Annotated in this window: 15 protein-coding genes; 2 read left to right on the forward strand and 13 right to left on the reverse strand. The window is 61.0% G+C overall.

The window, feature by feature from the left end; all coding sequences use genetic code 11:
• Positions 1 to 92 precede the first annotated feature (92 nt).
• The 3 genes from GOQ25_RS08885 to GOQ25_RS08895 are packed head-to-tail and all read right to left on the reverse strand — an operon-like array spanning position 93 to position 2,641.
• The gene (locus GOQ25_RS08885) at positions 93 to 1,202 is read right to left on the reverse strand and encodes an S-(hydroxymethyl)glutathione dehydrogenase/class III alcohol dehydrogenase (protein WP_160350109.1); all 1,110 of its coding nucleotides are present in this window, start codon (positions 1,200 to 1,202) and stop codon (positions 93 to 95) included.
• 55 nt (positions 1,203 to 1,257) lie between these two features.
• The gene (gene frmR / locus GOQ25_RS08890; RefSeq protein ID WP_160350110.1) at positions 1,258 to 1,533 is read right to left on the reverse strand and encodes a formaldehyde-responsive transcriptional repressor FrmR; all 276 of its coding nucleotides are present in this window, start codon (positions 1,531 to 1,533) and stop codon (positions 1,258 to 1,260) included.
• Between the two features lie 58 nt (positions 1,534 to 1,591).
• Positions 1,592 to 2,641: an NAD(P)-dependent alcohol dehydrogenase gene (locus tag GOQ25_RS08895; protein WP_160350111.1), complete on the reverse strand. Its 1,050-nt coding sequence runs from the start codon at positions 2,639 to 2,641 to the stop codon at positions 1,592 to 1,594.
• A 291-nt stretch (positions 2,642 to 2,932) separates the two neighbouring features.
• On the opposite strand from GOQ25_RS08895, the gene GOQ25_RS08900 reads away from it, so the two are divergent.
• A complete protein-coding gene (locus GOQ25_RS08900; RefSeq protein ID WP_160350112.1) occupies positions 2,933 to 4,372 on the forward strand; it encodes an NAD-dependent succinate-semialdehyde dehydrogenase in 1,440 nt (479 codons plus the stop codon).
• Between the two features lie 149 nt (positions 4,373 to 4,521).
• On the opposite strand, the gene GOQ25_RS08905 is transcribed toward GOQ25_RS08900, so the two are convergent.
• The 10 genes from GOQ25_RS08905 to GOQ25_RS08950 form a co-directional block, all read right to left on the reverse strand.
• Positions 4,522 to 4,941 carry a YgiW/YdeI family stress tolerance OB fold protein gene (locus GOQ25_RS08905; RefSeq protein ID WP_160350113.1) on the reverse strand — a complete coding sequence of 140 codons (420 nt, stop codon included), beginning with the start codon at positions 4,939 to 4,941 and terminating at the stop codon, positions 4,522 to 4,524.
• A gap of 45 nt (positions 4,942 to 4,986) precedes the next feature.
• A complete protein-coding gene (locus GOQ25_RS08910; protein ID WP_236844534.1) occupies positions 4,987 to 6,348 on the reverse strand; it encodes an ATP-binding protein in 1,362 nt (453 codons plus the stop codon).
• A gap of 97 nt (positions 6,349 to 6,445) precedes the next feature.
• The gene (locus tag GOQ25_RS08915) at positions 6,446 to 7,102 is read right to left on the reverse strand and encodes a response regulator transcription factor (protein ID WP_160350115.1); all 657 of its coding nucleotides are present in this window, start codon (positions 7,100 to 7,102) and stop codon (positions 6,446 to 6,448) included.
• A gap of 99 nt (positions 7,103 to 7,201) precedes the next feature.
• On the reverse strand, positions 7,202 to 8,182 hold the full coding sequence (locus GOQ25_RS08920; protein ID WP_236844414.1) for a tripartite tricarboxylate transporter substrate binding protein: 981 nt from the start codon (positions 8,180 to 8,182) through the stop codon (positions 7,202 to 7,204).
• A 91-nt stretch (positions 8,183 to 8,273) separates the two neighbouring features.
• Positions 8,274 to 9,818 (reverse strand): acetolactate synthase large subunit, encoded by a 1,545-nt coding sequence (locus GOQ25_RS08925; protein WP_160350117.1) that lies wholly within the window; start codon positions 9,816 to 9,818, stop codon positions 8,274 to 8,276.
• Between the two features lie 99 nt (positions 9,819 to 9,917).
• Complete coding sequence (locus tag GOQ25_RS08930) at positions 9,918 to 10,844, reverse strand: LysR substrate-binding domain-containing protein (RefSeq protein ID WP_160350118.1); 927 nt, start codon at positions 10,842 to 10,844, stop codon at positions 9,918 to 9,920.
• Between the two features lie 50 nt (positions 10,845 to 10,894).
• A complete protein-coding gene (locus tag GOQ25_RS08935) occupies positions 10,895 to 11,350 on the reverse strand; it encodes a DUF6314 family protein (protein WP_160350119.1) in 456 nt (151 codons plus the stop codon).
• 17 nt (positions 11,351 to 11,367) lie between these two features.
• A complete protein-coding gene (locus GOQ25_RS08940) occupies positions 11,368 to 12,198 on the reverse strand; it encodes an amidohydrolase (RefSeq protein ID WP_160350120.1) in 831 nt (276 codons plus the stop codon).
• Between the two features lie 18 nt (positions 12,199 to 12,216).
• Entirely contained in the window at positions 12,217 to 13,230 is a 1,014-nt protein-coding gene (locus tag GOQ25_RS08945; RefSeq protein WP_160350121.1) for a hydroxyacid dehydrogenase, read from the reverse strand.
• Positions 13,231 to 13,253: 23 nt separating this feature from the next.
• Entirely contained in the window at positions 13,254 to 14,297 is a 1,044-nt protein-coding gene (locus GOQ25_RS08950) for a LacI family DNA-binding transcriptional regulator (protein WP_160350122.1), read from the reverse strand.
• Positions 14,298 to 14,546: 249 nt separating this feature from the next.
• Between GOQ25_RS08950 and GOQ25_RS08955 the strand changes: the two genes are divergently transcribed.
• Positions 14,547 to 15,560 carry a TRAP transporter substrate-binding protein gene (locus GOQ25_RS08955; protein WP_160350123.1) on the forward strand — a complete coding sequence of 338 codons (1,014 nt, stop codon included), beginning with the start codon at positions 14,547 to 14,549 and terminating at the stop codon, positions 15,558 to 15,560.
• Positions 15,561 to 15,657: the final 97 nt, after the last annotated feature.

Consider the following 15,657-nt stretch of genomic DNA (forward strand, 5'->3'; position numbering starts at 1 on the left):
AGCCCCCTCAATCCCCAGCGACCAAATCCAACACCCAATTAAAAAGGGGCCGAAAAACCCGGCCCCCCAACCCAGCTAAAAACCCGTCAGCATCAATAATGCACAACGCTGCGAATCGATTTCCCAGCATGCATCAGATCAAACGCGTCATTAATATCCTCAAGCCCCATCGTATGCGTCACAAACGGTTCGAGCTCAATCTTGCCGGCCATCGCATCCTCGACCATCCCAGGCAATTGCGAACGCCCCTTGACGCCCCCGAATGCCGTCCCCAGCCATCGACGCCCAGTCACCAGCTGGAACGGCCGGGTGGAAATTTCCTGCCCCGCGCCCGCGACGCCAATAATCACCGATTGACCCCACCCACGATGGGCGCATTCCAACGCCGCGCGCATCACGTTCACATTGCCGATACATTCGAAGGAGTGATCCACCCCCCAGCCCGTCATCCCCACGATGACTTCCTGAATCGGCTTGTCATAATCCTTCGGGTTCAGGCAATCCGTCGCGCCAAAGACCTTCGCCAAACCAAACTTATCCGGGTTTGTGTCGATTGCGATAATGCGCCCCGCCTTTGCCTGCCGCGCCCCTTGAATGACGGCCAGACCGATGCCGCCCAAGCCGAACACCGCCACCGAATCGCCTTCCTGAACCTTCGCCGTGTTATGTACCGCGCCGATGCCAGTCGTCACGCCGCAGCCCAGCAGGCATACGTGTTCCGGGTTCGCCTTCGGATTGATCTTGGCGAGCGATACTTCGGCCACCACCGTGTACTCGCTAAACGTCGAGCAGCCCATGTAGTGATAGACCGGCTGACCGTTGTACGAGAACCGCGTCGTGCCGTCGGGCATCACACCCTTGCCCTGCGTCGCACGCACGGCCACGCACAAGTTGGTTTTGCCCGACTTGCAGAACAGACACTCCCCGCATTCGGCCGTATAGAGCGGAATCACATGATCGCCCGGTTTGACGCTCGTCACGCCCTCGCCCACCTCCACCACGATGCCCGCGCCTTCATGGCCCAGCACCACCGGAAACAGCCCCTCGGGATCCTCGCCCGACAGCGTGAACGCATCGGTATGGCACACCCCGGTATGGGTGATCTTCACCAAGACCTCGCCCTTGCGAGGCGGTTCGACATCGAGCTCAACGATTTGCAGTGGTTGGCCCGCGGCAAAGGCGACAGCGGCGCGTGATTTCATGGAATAGCTCCGTAAAGAAAAGGCAAACGGCGTCAGCCATGCTGACCCAGAGTGGTTATTTCAAGTAGGTGCGCACCAGCGTCACCAGTTCCTGCACGCGCTCATCGTATTGATCCTGCGACGCCGGCGGGTGGCTGAAGCCTTCGCGCAAATGCGATTGCAGCACCTCCGACATCAGCCCGTTGATCGCGCCTCGGATCGCGGCGATCTGCTGCAGCACGGGCCCGCAGTCGGCGCCCGATTCGAGCGCGCGCTCGAGCGCATCGCACTGCCCGCGCACGCGACGCACACGTGCGAGCACACGCTTTTTCTCATCCGGTGAATGCGGCATGACACACCTGAACAATATACTAGGAGGGAGTATATATCAGCCCCCGCCTGTCGCAGGCTCACGCACCCAAGGTCGCCGTGTCGATCACAAAGCGATACTTCACATCGCCGCGCAGCATGCGTTCGTACGCCTCATTGATCTCATCAGCGCGAATCATCTCGATATCGGCCACGATGCCGTGCTCCGCGCAAAAGTCGAGCATCTCCTGGGTTTCCGGAATGCCGCCGATCATCGAGCCCGCGATCGAGCGGCGTCTCATGATCAGGTTAAACACATTGGGCGAGGGATGCGGCGTAGCCGGCGCACCGACGAGCACCATGGTGCCATCACGCTTGAGCAAGACCAGGAATGCGTCCAGATCATGAGGCGCGGCCACCGTATTGAGGATCAGGTCAAAGCTTTGCGCGTGCACTGCCATTTCCTCGGCGCTGCGCGACACCACGACCTCGTCCGCCCCCAGGGCCAGCGCGGCTTCGCGCTTGCTGTCCGATGTGGTGAACGCCACCACATGCGCGCCCATTGCATGAGCGAGCTTGATGCCCATATGGCCTAGCCCGCCAATACCGACGACGCCCACCTTCTTGCCGGGGCCCGCGCCCCAGTGACGCAACGGCGAGTAGGTCGTAATACCCGCGCATAGTAAAGGCGCTACCGCAGCCAGCTGGCTGGCGTGATGCCGGATGCGCAACGCGAAACGCTCGTGCACCACGATGCGTTGGGAATACCCGCCCAAGGTCCAGCCCGGCTCGTCCTTGGTGGGCGAGTTGTAGGTGCCCACCATGCCATCGCAATAGTTCTCGAAACCGGCTTCGCAATCCGCACAGCGCTGACAACTATCCACCATGCATCCCACGCCGACAAGATCGCCTATGGTGAAGTTCTTGACCTGCGCGCCGATCGCCGACACGCGGCCCACGATTTCATGCCCGGGCACACAAGGAAACTGCGTGCCCGCCCATTCCGAGCGCACCTGGTGCAAGTCGGAGTGGCACACCCCACAGTAAGCGATATCGATTTGGACATCATGCACGCCCGGTTCGCGGCGCGAGATCTGCAACGATTCCAGCGGACGGTCGCCAGCATAAGCGCCATAAGCATTCACAAGCATGGGAGACTCCTCGGGTGTTAGTTCATCAAGCCCCATTGTGCGCTATCGTCAACCTGGGGTCGACCCTAGGTTCCATAGATTTTCCTCGGTTCCACGCCATTTCCGATGCTTTATCCCTATACAATTTCAGTCTGCGTTTTTGACAGATCAGGCCTGCAGTCGTTAACGTTTAATTTCGCCCGCCTTGCAACGGCCATCGCTATTTCCGGTTTTCCACGACTGTCTCAATCCACGGGGCGCGCTCGTATGGGAAACCGATGAATTGATCGCAACATTGCCTTTGGAGCACTCATGAGCAGTTATCCCGACACTCTCCTGTTGATAGACAACGAATGGCGCGAAGCCAAGGGAAATAAACGCATCGATGTCGTCAACCCGGCCACGGGCAGCACGATCGGCCAAGTCGCCTACGCCTCGCGCGAGGATCTGGACGACGCCCTGGCGGCAGCGCAGCGTGGTTTCGAGACCTGGCGCGATATGTCGGCCCATGAGCGCTGCACCATCATGCGCCGTGCCTCGGTGCTGGTGCGCGAACGCGCCGACAGCATCGCCCGCCTGCTGACGCAAGAACAAGGCAAGCCGTTGGGCGAGGCCCGTATCGAAGTCATGGCCGGCGCCGAGATCATCGACTGGTTCGCCAACGAAGCGTTGCGCGTCTATGGCCGTATCGTTCCGGCACGCAATGCGGCCGCCCAGCAGATGGTACTGAAAGAGCCCGTCGGCCCCGTCGCCGCCTTCACCCCGTGGAACTTCCCGGTTAACCAGGTCGTGCGCAAACTGGGCGCGGCGCTGGCCACCGGCTGCTCGTTCCTGGTCAAGGCACCGGAAGAAACCCCGGCTTCGCCCGCGGCCCTGTTGAACTGCTTTGTGGATGCCGGTATTCCGAAGGGTGTGGTCGGTCTGGTGTTCGGCTCGCCTGCTGAAATCTCCAGCTATCTGATCCCGCATCCGATCATCCGCAAAGTGACCTTCACCGGTTCGACGCCCGTGGGCAAGCAGCTGGCCGCTCTGGCCGGCCAGCACATGAAGCGCGTGACGATGGAACTGGGCGGCCATGCCCCCGTGATCGTGCACGAAGACGCCGATGTCGAATTGGCGGTGAAGGCATCCGGCGCGGCGAAGTTCCGCAACGCCGGTCAGGTTTGCATCTCGCCCACCCGCTTCCTGGTGCATTCGTCGATCAAGGCCGATTTCGAAAAGGCTTTCGTCGCGCATGCCGAAAGCCTGAAAGTGGGCGATGGTCTAGCCGATGGCACCACGCTGGGCCCCCTGGCTAACGACCGCCGTCTGATCGCCATGGACAAGATCGTGGCAAATGCCCGCGAGAAAGGCGCGCGCGTGGTCACAGGCGGCGAGCGTATCGGCACCACGGGTAATTTCTTTGCCCCGACCATTCTGTCCGACGTGCCGCTGGACGCAGATATCTTTAACGAAGAGCCGTTCGGCCCGGTGGCGGGCATCCGCAGCTTCGAAACGCTGGACGAAGCCATCCGCGAAGCTAACCGCCTGCCGTTCGGTCTGGCCGCTTACGCGTTCACCCGTTCGTTCAAGTCCGTGACCGAACTGTCGCGCCGTCTGGAAGTCGGCATGGTGTGGATCAACCAGCCCGCCACGCCTTCGGCCGAGCTGCCGTTCGGCGGCGTGAAGGATTCGGGCTACGGTTCCGAGGGTGGCCCCGAGGCTCTGGAAGCCTATCTGGTCACCAAGGCGGTGTCGGTGGTCGGCGTGTAAGTTTCACGCACTGGGCGCAGCCGTAACGGAGCCGTACCGGAACCGTAACGGCTACGCCCGCGGCATGACAAAAACCTCGGCCGGTCTGCATGACCGGGCGAGGTTTTTTATGGGCTGGATATCCGCAGAGAGGCCCGCAGTCCGCGGCGTTACATCACGCGGATTCGATCGACGTCGAACTCGACTCCGTGACGATCGCGGTCGAGTTCACCTTCCAGCTCGACCACGGTTTTCTCATCGATACGCACCCCAGCGGGGAAGCGCTTGTCATCGATTTCGATTTTCATGCGCCCCGTGTCGTCTTCAAAGGTGTAGTGGTCGCCGCCGTCATGCGACACGATACGGCCGCGCAACACCGCGTTTTGGTCATCATGGCCGGTTTCCGTCAGCGCCTTGACGGTCGTGACTGGCACTGAAGAAGGACCCGCATAGCCCTGCCGCGCGCCGGTGGGCGCGCTGCTGGGGCCCGCATAGCCTTGTGCTTGCGCGCCGGCGACCAGAGCGCAGGACAACGCGGAGGTCACCAACAGGGTACGGGTAAAGCGGTTAAAACGTGTGGTCTGGATCATGCTGCACTCCTATTACGGATCGCTCCGTGGTTGAACATGATGCGATTAAAGCCCGTGAACATTAAGCGAATCTGAGCGTCTGGAGCCGTTATCAGACTCCAATGGAAAATCGATCATCACGCCCAGACCACGGCCATCCAGCCCAGGCCCAAAGCGCAACGTAGCATGATGCCAATGCGCGACGCGGGCCACGATGGAAAGCCCTAGTCCGCTGCCCTGCACCCCAGTGCCCAGCACCCGGAAAAAACGCTCCGTCAGGCGCGCCATGTCCGCCGGGGCGACGCCCGGTCCGTCATCGCGCACGGACAGCGTCTGCACATGCCCCTGACGCGTGAAGCTGATTTCGACACGGCCGCCTTCCTGACCGTAACGAATGGCGTTGTGCAACAAGTTACGCAGCGCCGTGCAGAGACTGTCATAGTGCCCGCACAGCGTATCCACCTGGCAGTTCACGTCGATCGTTACGCAACGGGCCTGCGCCTCGGCGGCACACAACCTGACTGCCTCATCGATCAACGCATGGGCCTGCACCGGCTCGGACACCAGGGTCTCCGCCGACTCGGGATCCAGACGAGCCAGCTGCAGCAAGTTTTCGACCAGCGCGGTACCGCGTGCGACATCGTCGCGCAGACGCTGCAGATCGGCGGCCGCGGCCTCCGGGCCTTCCTTGGCCAGACGGCGCTGCATGACCTGTATGCGCGAAGCCAAGGCGGCCAGCGGCGTGCGCAGTTCGTGCGCGGCGTCCGAGGTAAAGCGACGCTCGGATTCCAAGGCGTGCGCCAGCCGGCTGAGCATGCGATTCAACGCATTGACCACGGTGCGAATTTCGCGTGCCCTCCCCTGATACTCGATGGCGGACAGATCGCTGGGAGATTTCGCCTCGATGCCCCGTGCCAATTGATCCAGCGGCGCGGTCAGGCGTCGGATCAGCCACCAGTTCACCAGCCCTAGCAGCACCCAAAGCGCCACCAGCGGCCACGCCAGGGATTCCAGCATGTCGGCGATAAGGTCGGTACGGTCTTCCCATTCCTGACCGATCTGCACGGTAAAGTTATGAGAGCTGTGCTGGCGCACATACACCCGCCAACGCTTCTTGGACACCCACACATCGTAGAAACGGTCATCGCGACGGCCGGGATCGACAAAAGGCCGCTTGGGCGCGTCGTCGCCTCGGCTGATCACGACCCCGTCCGGCGACACGATTTGATAGTCCAGCCGCAGCGCGGGCTTGCCATCGTCTTTGCGGTCACGCGCAGTCAACGCGTGAGAAGGCGTTCCTTCGCCCAGGGTCAACACGAGGCGCGCGCCTTCTTCCAAGGTGTCATCGAACGTATCGTTGACCTCTTTCCACGCCAGGGCAAGCACAATCGCCGTGCTGACCAGGCCCACGACAATGCTGGAACCCAATGTGGTCGAGATCAGCCGCCGGCGCAGCGAGTAAGTATTGGAATGCGCGTCCGATCGCGATCTACGGGGTAACCGGGGTAATCGAAATCCGCGCATATCAGTCCGCCAGCCGGTAGCCCTGGCGGCGTATCGTCTTGATCACGCTGGGATCGAGCTTGCGGCGCAGGTTATGGATGTGGACCTCGATGGTGTTGCTTTCGACCTCTTCGCCCCAGGCGTATAGCGCGTCTTCTAATTGGCTGCGCGATACGACATGGCCGGGACGCCTGAGCAGCGCCTGCAAGACGGCGAATTCGTGCGCGGTCAGATCGATGGAACGGCCTTGGTAGGTCACCTGCTTCGCGACGGGGTCCATCGACAGATCGCCATGCTGCAGACGCGTGTCGGTGCGTCCCTCGTACCGCCGAAGCGCGGCGCGGATACGCGCGGAGAGTTCTTCGAGGTCGAAGGGTTTAACCAGATAATCGTCCGCGCCCAGATCCAGCCCCTCGATACGATCGCGCAATGCGTCGCGGGCTGTGATCATGATGACGGGAATCGTGTTGCGGCGAGCGCGCAGCGTGCGTAATAGCGCATCGCCTGTTAAGCCAGGCAAACCCCGGTCCAGCAACAGACACTGATAGTCGTGCGTGGCAAGCGCGGTCTCGGCCAAGTCGCCCCGCATGACGCGATCGACCACATAGCCATCGAGGGAGAGCCAGGATTCAATGGACTCACCCAGGGAAAGATCGTCTTCGGCCAATAGAATTCGCATATCTTGACTATACGTCCAAAGATGAAGCGAATCTTAAAGCCGGCCACCGCTCTTGCGGCGACTCGGACCGAGGGAGGCTGCCTCGGTCCGCGCGCGACCTTAGTTGGTGGTGATGTTGCGTTCCTGGATCAGCTTGCTCCAGCGCTCGCGCTCGGCGGCTTCGAAGGCGGCCAATTCCTTGCCGGTCTTGTTGCCAGGCGCGGCGCCGACCTTGGACAGCTGCTCTTGCACCGCGGGCGTGGCCAATGCCTTTTTAGCGGCATCGATAAGCTTGGCCTGCACGTCGTCGGGCGTACCGGCGGGCGCGTACAGCGCGAACCAGGCGGTCACGTCGAAGTCTTTGAGCCCCGATTCGGCCAGCGTCGGCACATCGGGCAACGAGGGAGAACGCTCAGCCGAGGTCACGGCCAACGCGCGCACGCGGGAACCGTCTTTGAGCTGGCTGATCGTGCTGGGCAGGTTATCCATCAGCACGTCGATCTGTCCACCGATCAGCGCGGGCATGGATCCCGAGACGCCCTTGAACGGAACATGCAGCATGTCAACGCCAGCGGCCTGTTCGATGTAGGCGCCGGTCAGGTGCACGGAAGAGCCGATGCCGGGCGACGCGTAGGTCACGGGCTCGTTCTTACGCTGCTTGGCGTCAGCAAAAAGGTCCTGAGCGGTCTTCCACTTGGAATCCTGTCGCACCGCAATCACGTTCGGTGTGGTGAACACCATGGCCAGGGGCGCGAAGTCCTTGGCCGGATCGAATTGCATGTCCTTGTACAGGAACTGGTTGATGGTCTGGGTGCCAATCGTGCCCATAGCGATGGTGTATCCATCGGCATCGGCGCGCTTGAGCACGCCCATGCCGATGTTCCCACCAGCGCCGGCGCGGTTATCCACCACGATGGATTGGTTCAAGATGGGACCCATTGCCTGAGCGATCGTGCGCGCGGCAATGTCGGTGGTCCCGCCCGCCGGATACGGCACGATCAGCGTGATCGGACGCGACGGGTAATTGTCAGCCTGGGCGCATAACGCCGTACCGCCAATGACAACGGCGGCCACGATTTGAGATAGCTGACGATATTTCATGGATTGTGTCTCCATCCAGGTAAAAAACAAAAATCACTGACCCTGTGCCGCACCGCACGGGACGTGCCCGTCCGATGCGGCTGCGCCGCTACTACACCATCAGTTCGATGAGGAAGGGCGCTTGCTTGCCAAAGCTGGCGCGCATCAGGTCAGCACATTGATCGAGCGTAGTGGCACGCGCGGCCTCGACACCCATTGCATTGGCCAGGCCCACCCAGTTCAACGACGGGTTGCCCAGATCCAGCATGCTCATTGCCGTTTCGCCCGGGGTCGCGCCCACGTTGGCGTATTCGCCAATGAGAATGTTGTACTTGCTGTTGTTCAGAATGATCGTCGTGCAGGGCAGCTGCTCGCGCGCCTGCGTCCACAGCGACTGCAGGGAGTACATGGCCGAGCCATCAGCCTGCAGGCTGATCACGCGACGCTGCTTCTGCGCGCCGATCGCGGCACCGGTAGCCACGGGCAGGCCATCGCCAATCGCGCCGCCCGCCAGATGCAGCCAGTCGTTAGGCGGCGCGGCATGGCTGAACTTGTAAAAGCCGCGGCCAAAAGACACGCTTTCATCCGAGATGATGGAGTGATCGGGCATCAAGGCAGCGACGGTCTGGGCCAAGCCTTCGGGCGTGGGCGCGCCGGTGGCGGCCTCGGGGCGCGGGCCGGGATCTGGGATCGCGACTTCGGGTGCGTTGAGCACCGAGGCCAAGGCCTGCAACGCGGGCAGCGGATCCTGATCGGGGCGCGTCAGCACTTGCAGTTGCGCGTCCGGGGCGTACTGTGTCGACGGCAGGCCCGGATAGGCAAAGAAGCCCACGGGCGGCCTGGCGTTGACCAGAATGATGTGTTTAAAGCGTTGCAGCGCCTTGATCGCCAGTTCCATCACGTACGGCGTGCGTTCGAGCTGCAAACGGCCACGACCCCGCGACAGATGCGAGGTAACGAAGTCAGCGAGCAAGGTGGCGCCGGTCGCTTGGGCGATGCGCCACAACCACGGATGCGCCGCGCTCAGCACGCCAGTGCCCGCCACCAGAATCAAGGTATCGCGCCCATGCGAACGCAAGGTACGCGCAGCGTTCTCGATCGCGTTGCCATCGACCGGGGCGGGCATGGGTACCGGGAGGGCTTCACCGACCACACCGCCTTCGTTCCACGACACATCGGCGGGCAGAATCAACGTGGCAATCTGGCCGGGAAAACTGCGGGCGGCGGCCACGGCTTCGGCAGCATCACGGCCAAGCTGTGCGCTATCGACACTGGTGCGCACCCATTGCGATACGGTTTGCGCCATGCCGGCCGTATCAGCGGTCAGCGGGGCATCGAAGGGGCGATGATAGGTCGCCTGATCGCCCACGATATTGACGATGCCGCTGCGCGCACGACGAGCGTTGTGCAGGTTACCCATGCCGTTGGCCAGGCCCGGGCCACAGTGCAGCAGCGTGCACGCGGGTTTACGGGCGATGCGGTAGTAGCCGTCGGCCATGCCGGTGACCACGTTTTCCTGCAGGCCTAACACGCATTTCATGCCGGGCACTTGATCCAGGGCGGCGACGAAATGCATTTCGCTCGTGCCCGGGTTCGCAAAACACGTATCGATACCGGAAGCGAGCAACGTTTTAACCAGGCTCTTGGCGCCGTTCATTGGGTACATCTCCGCAGTTTTTTACCAAACTCTTGATTGTTCAATGCTTACGCCCTGGCGTAAAGCAAAATAAATTTGTCATATGATGAGTTTTCGTCATCAAGTGGCTTGCCTGGGCAGTTCTAATTCGGTCGCAAAGGCAGCTGCCTGTTCGTGGATCCATTCCCTGAAGCATTGCAGCGGATATTTGTCCCGCGTCTCCAGGGGATAGACCAGATGATAGGAGTCCTCGGCCGGCATCGAGAGCGGGTGCGCTCGGATAACGCCCTTTTCCCACGTTGCCTCGGGAACGAAGAACTCGGGCACAAGGCCGATGCCTAGCCCCGCTTCGGCCGCGCGCACCACCATGGACTGCAATTCAAAGCCCGCGCTATTGATGGACTCCGGCATTCTGTCCACGCCGGCGAGCTCAAACCACTGACGCCAGGACTCCGGCCGCGTCGTCGAATAGAGCAAGGTGTATCCCAGCAGATCTTCGGCATGCGTGAGCGGCCCGCCAATCAGATCCTCGCGGGCGATGGCCACCATGCGTTCACCAAACAGGAACTCCAGCGTGGCATGCGGCCAGATGGCTTTGCCATGATGAATGGCCACATCAAAGTGTTCATTCTCGAACGAGAATGGGGCGGTGCGCACACCCATATTGATACGTATATCGGGATAGCGGGCATAAAAAGCGGGCAATCGCGGGATCAGCCATTCCAGCGCGAACGTGGGCAGCACCGCCAATTCCAGATTGCCGCGACCGCTGCCGTGCGCGGCAATCGCCCGGGTATCTTGTTCCAACGCGCGTAGCGAAGCGCGCACTTGTTCGCTATACAGGCGGCCCGGGCGCGTCAGGATGACACGCTGCTTGACGCGCACGAAGAGCGATACGTTCAGGCTTTCCTCCAGCAGATGGATCTGCCGGGAGATGGCGCTCTCGGTCACGGACAACTCGCGTGCCGCCAGGGTGAAGCTTTCGTGCCGGGCGGCCGCTTCAAACGCTGTCAGCGCCGCCATGCTGGGCGTTCGGATAAGACGCATGATTGGAGCAACTCCGCGCTTCGGAAAATGTGGACGAGGGACGCGGCCGCTCAGACAGGATCGACGAGCCGGGTATAGCGGCTGAGCGCTGTGTAATCCTTGCGGGGGCCCTGCACCGAGATCTCGGTCTCGTACCCGGCTGGCAGTGCAAGCCTGTACGCAACGGTGTAGGTGTCGGGGCCGCAAAGATGCGTGTCGGCCGCCACCAAGGTATGTGCGTCAGCCGGGACAAACCCTAGCGAGACGAATTGTCTGCCGCGATCCGGTTCGTCCTCGAACAGTATCACGAGCGCATCGCCGCGCGCGATGAAGCGATAGCGTCGTGAACACGACAAGGTCTGGCCCTCGCGCAGTGTCAAGGTGCCTGTTTCTTCATAATGCAGCACGTCGGCCGCCACGCGAGTGAAATGGGCGACGCCTGTCATTGTCGCGCCTTCGGCCGCGATGTCGCGCCTCAGGCGCCAGCTTCCTTCCAGTTGATCGAGCAAATCATGCGTCGCGCTCACGTTTACCTACCGGGCAGTCAGAACCCGTATAGCTTAGCCGGATTATGGACCAGGATCTGATCGCGCACGGTTTGCGTGGGGCACCAGCTGTCCAGCAATGCCAGGAGATCGCGGTCGTTGGGACGTTGCACCTGACCCGGGTGCGGCCAATTGCTCGCCCATAGACAGCGTTCGGGATATTCATGCGCCAGGGCCTGCGCCAAAACACCGACGTCCTGGTAATCGGGCGCGCCCGTACGCGATGTTTCGTACATGGCCGATAGTTTGACCCAGACGCGGCCGGTATCGAGCAGTCGCCGCAGCGAATCGAAAGCGGGATCCTGAGGCGTGACCGGCTCCAGGAACTTGCCAACGTGATCGATCACCACGTTACACGGCTGATCGGCAATTAAGGCCTCATAGTCCGCCAACGTGCGGCCATCGAGCTGGAGATTGATGTTCCATCCCAGCGACGCGATGCGCCGCGCCACCTCGGGCAGGTCGTCCCAAGTCATGATGTTGCCGCTATTGGGCACCATCTGAAAACGCACGCCGACCACGCCGGCTTGCGCCAGCGCCGCGAGCTGCGCGTCGCTGGCGCCTTGCGGCATGGAGATCACCGCGCGCGCGGAGCCCGCCGATGCAGCCAATGCGTCGAGCGTGCAGCGATTGTCAAAACCGTATCCCATGGCCTGAACAATCACACTGCGCGTGATGCCCCATTGCGCGCGCATCGCCAAATAATCCTCCCAGGTGCCATGCGGCGGCGACACGGGAGACGTCTGCTTGAGCGGATAGGTGTGCAGGTCGTAGATGTGATGATGGCAGTCGCAGCCCTCTGCGGGCACGGGCCAGCGGGATTCAATCATGAAAGCCTCTGTCTGCGTTTATGCTTGCGGCAAGGTAATGCCGAATCGGTCGCGCGCGCGCGTGGCGAACGCGGCGTTGACGTTGTTATCGGGAATGCGGCCCTCGATCAGCGCGCGGACCTGGCGCACGGAGTCCATCGCCTGATGCTCGGAGGCTTCCGGTGTCAGGCCGCCCACGTGAGGCGTGGCAAGCACTTTTGGATGCGATGCCAGCGGCAACGGCGGCATCTGGTCCCGTGCGGAACCGACATCCAGGGCGCACCCCGCGAGGAGATTATGGTCGAGCGCCTTTAATAGATCGGCTTCATTGACCAACTCAGCGCGCGACGCATTGATGAAATACGCTGAGCACTGCATCTGTTCGAAACGCTCAATATTCATCAGATTCGCGGTTTCCGGCGTTGCGGGCGCCAGGCACACGACGAAGTCAGATTGAGCCAGCAAGGCATCGAGCGAGGCCTGCTGAATATCCGCCTGCGCATCAAGCTTGGCGTATGGGTCGTTGACGATGAGCTTCATGCCAAAAGCGCGCGCCAGATTGGCCACATATTGGCCGATGGTGCCGTAGCCGATGATGCCCAAGGTCGCGCCGCGTAACTCGCGGCCCATGAACGCGGTGGGCATCCGCCCCTCGCGATAGACCGCCGACGCGGTATGGATATGGCGGGCCAGATTGATCATCACCCCCATGACCCATTCCGCCACGGAAGCCCCGAAGCCTGGGGTGGCGCGCGTCACCAGTACGCCCAAACGGTTGGCGCATTCGACATCGATATTTCGTATATCGACGGCGACTCGACAGACGGCAGCCAGATTCGGCAAGGCCTGCAATAGGGCAGCATCGACCGGCGGAACGCGAAAGCTCACCAGGATCTCGCAATCCTTTGCCTGTTGAACGATGTCGTCTGCCGTCGTTTCGGCATCACTGTCGTGAAAGCGTACATCGCCCAGTTCGGACAACAGCTTGAAGGCACGATCGCCATAATAATGACGCAATGCCGCGCGATTATGCGTGAGAAAAATACGAGTCATGATAGGAATGAAGGCGGCGGGATTCAGGCGGACGTCGCGGGTGCGGACACCGACTGTCGTTGTACGAGGCGCGGCGGAAAACTGAATTCACGCGGCGGATTATCGGGGGAATGGATACGCGAAATCGCCTGCTCGACCATGGTTTCGGCGACTTCCTGCACGGGCATCGCCACCGTGGTGAGTGGCGGCCAGACATATTCAGAGACTGGAATATTGTCCATACCCACGACAGACACATCCCCCGGGATAGACAAGCCGCATTCTCTTAATCCAGCCATGACACCAATCGCGGTCATATCGTTGACCGCGACGATGCCCGTCGGCCGGGGCGACATCGCGGCGATTTTCTGCGCGGCCTCGTGGCCGAGTTTGGCCAGCTCGTTATCGCCGAAACGCGAACCGCCTTCGATCTCGATGACTTGCGCGCTGCAGCCTGACGCGGCGTGCACGGCAGCGGTAAATCCTTCGATTTTTTCGCGACGGCTGCTGGTTTCGCCTTTTGGTTTTACGAAAGCCAGCCGCCGATGACCATGCGCGATTAAATGCTCGGCGGCCAGCCGTCCGGCGAGTCGGTTGTCCGGTAGGACGTGATCGTGCTTGGCGGGCTTGTCCGGGTCGATGCCCAGGTCGTAACTCACCACCGACAGGCCTTTGGCGATGGCCGCTTCGATATGCCGCTCGTCATTTAAAGAAGAAATAACAATGACGGCACGGATGCCCAGACCGATGAGATCATCGAGCATCTTGGCTTCGAGCTGTTTATCGCGATACGTATTGCACGCCAGCACACGATAGTTATGCTTGGACTGGGCCACCTGCTCGACCGCCACGGCCAAATGGGCAAAAGACGGGTTTGACGAAGTGGGTACCAACAAGCCCAAGATCGGTATATTGCCGGTCTTCAGATGCCGGGCAATCTGGTTGGGCCGATACCCGAGCTTTTCAATGGCTTGCTCAATACGGACGTACGTCTCCTGCCGCATCCGTTCGGTGCGACCGTTGAGCACATTGGACACCGAACTCACCGAGACATCGGCAAGCCGCGCCACATCCTGAATCGTTGCCATCGGACTCCTCTTTTGGAACGGATAACTATATCGTTCTAGTAAATCGTTTTAGCCAATATATCACGCTGGCCGCATGATGGCATGAGTCGCGTAAACATGCTTAAAACAAGCCGTTTCAGGCAATTAGGGTAAAGCCTAATAAGCTGAGACTGTGCAGCAAAGGCACCGCATGCTATGTTTCCGGTAAATCGATCTACTAAAACGATTTATCTCGTTTGCACATCGACTCATCTCACAGGAGGAGACATCGTGAGCCAATCATTCGTGCGCTTTCGCGCCCGCCCTTTAGTCGCAGCTGTACTGTCCACGATCATGCTGGCAGCCGTCCCGGCCGCCCACGCGCAATCCAAGAAAGAACTCAAGATTTCGCATTCGGCAGCGGGCGATTTGTCGTCCGAGCACCATCTGGCCGCATGGGCATTCAAGAACTATCTGGCCGACAATTCCGATACGGTGTCGGCGCGTATTTATCCTTCCAGTGCGCTGGGTGACGAACGCGCCGTGTTCGAGGGCATGCAGCTGGGCGCGGGGGCATCCTGCGCCGTCGCGGGCACCGCGATTCTGAACAATTTCTCCAAGCGTGTCGGCGTGATCGACCTGCCCTTCCTGTGGAAAGGCTACGACCACATGAACCGCACCTTGGATGGCAAGGTCGGTCAAGCCATCGCGGCGGACCTGGAAAAGTCGGGCATCAAGGTGCTGGCCTGGACTAACAACTGGGGCGCTCGCAACGTCGTCACGGCGAAAAAGACGGTCAACACGGCGGACGATCTGAAAGGCCTGAAGATCCGCACCATTCAAAGCCCGATCTACGTCGAAACCATCAACGTCATGGGTGCGAATGCAACGCCGATGTCGTTCGGTGAGATCTATACGGCCATGCAGACTGGTGTGCTGGATGGTTTCGAGCACGGCGCGGCTGCTGTCGTTGCCAACAAGCTCTACGAAGTCGGCAAGAACGTCGCCATCACCAATCACTTCCTCGGCCCGGCCGTTTTTGCTTGCTCGATGAACGAGTGGAATCAGCTCTCCGACACGCAGAAAAAGACCGTGATGGACGCTGCCAAGTTCGCCAGCGACCTCAATCGCTCGCTCGCGCCGATCCGCGAGCAAGAAGCGTTGGACTTCCTGAAGGATAAGGGCATGACCATCACCACGGTGGACACCACGCCTTTCCGCGATAAAGCGACCGCGCTGCAAGACAAGATCGCCGCCAACATCGGTGCGACCGATTTGCTCGCAGAGATTCGCGCTTCGCAATAAGTCCGTTCTACCGCCACAACAACCTGGAGGGGAAGACCTGGTCTTCCCCTTTGGGCGCACTGGCGGGCATGCGCCCGTTCTCGTCACGTCATCCCGG

The organism is Bordetella sp. 15P40C-2 (assembly GCF_009763235.1).
In the GTDB taxonomy this organism is placed as follows: domain Bacteria; phylum Pseudomonadota; class Gammaproteobacteria; order Burkholderiales; family Burkholderiaceae_B; genus Bordetella_A.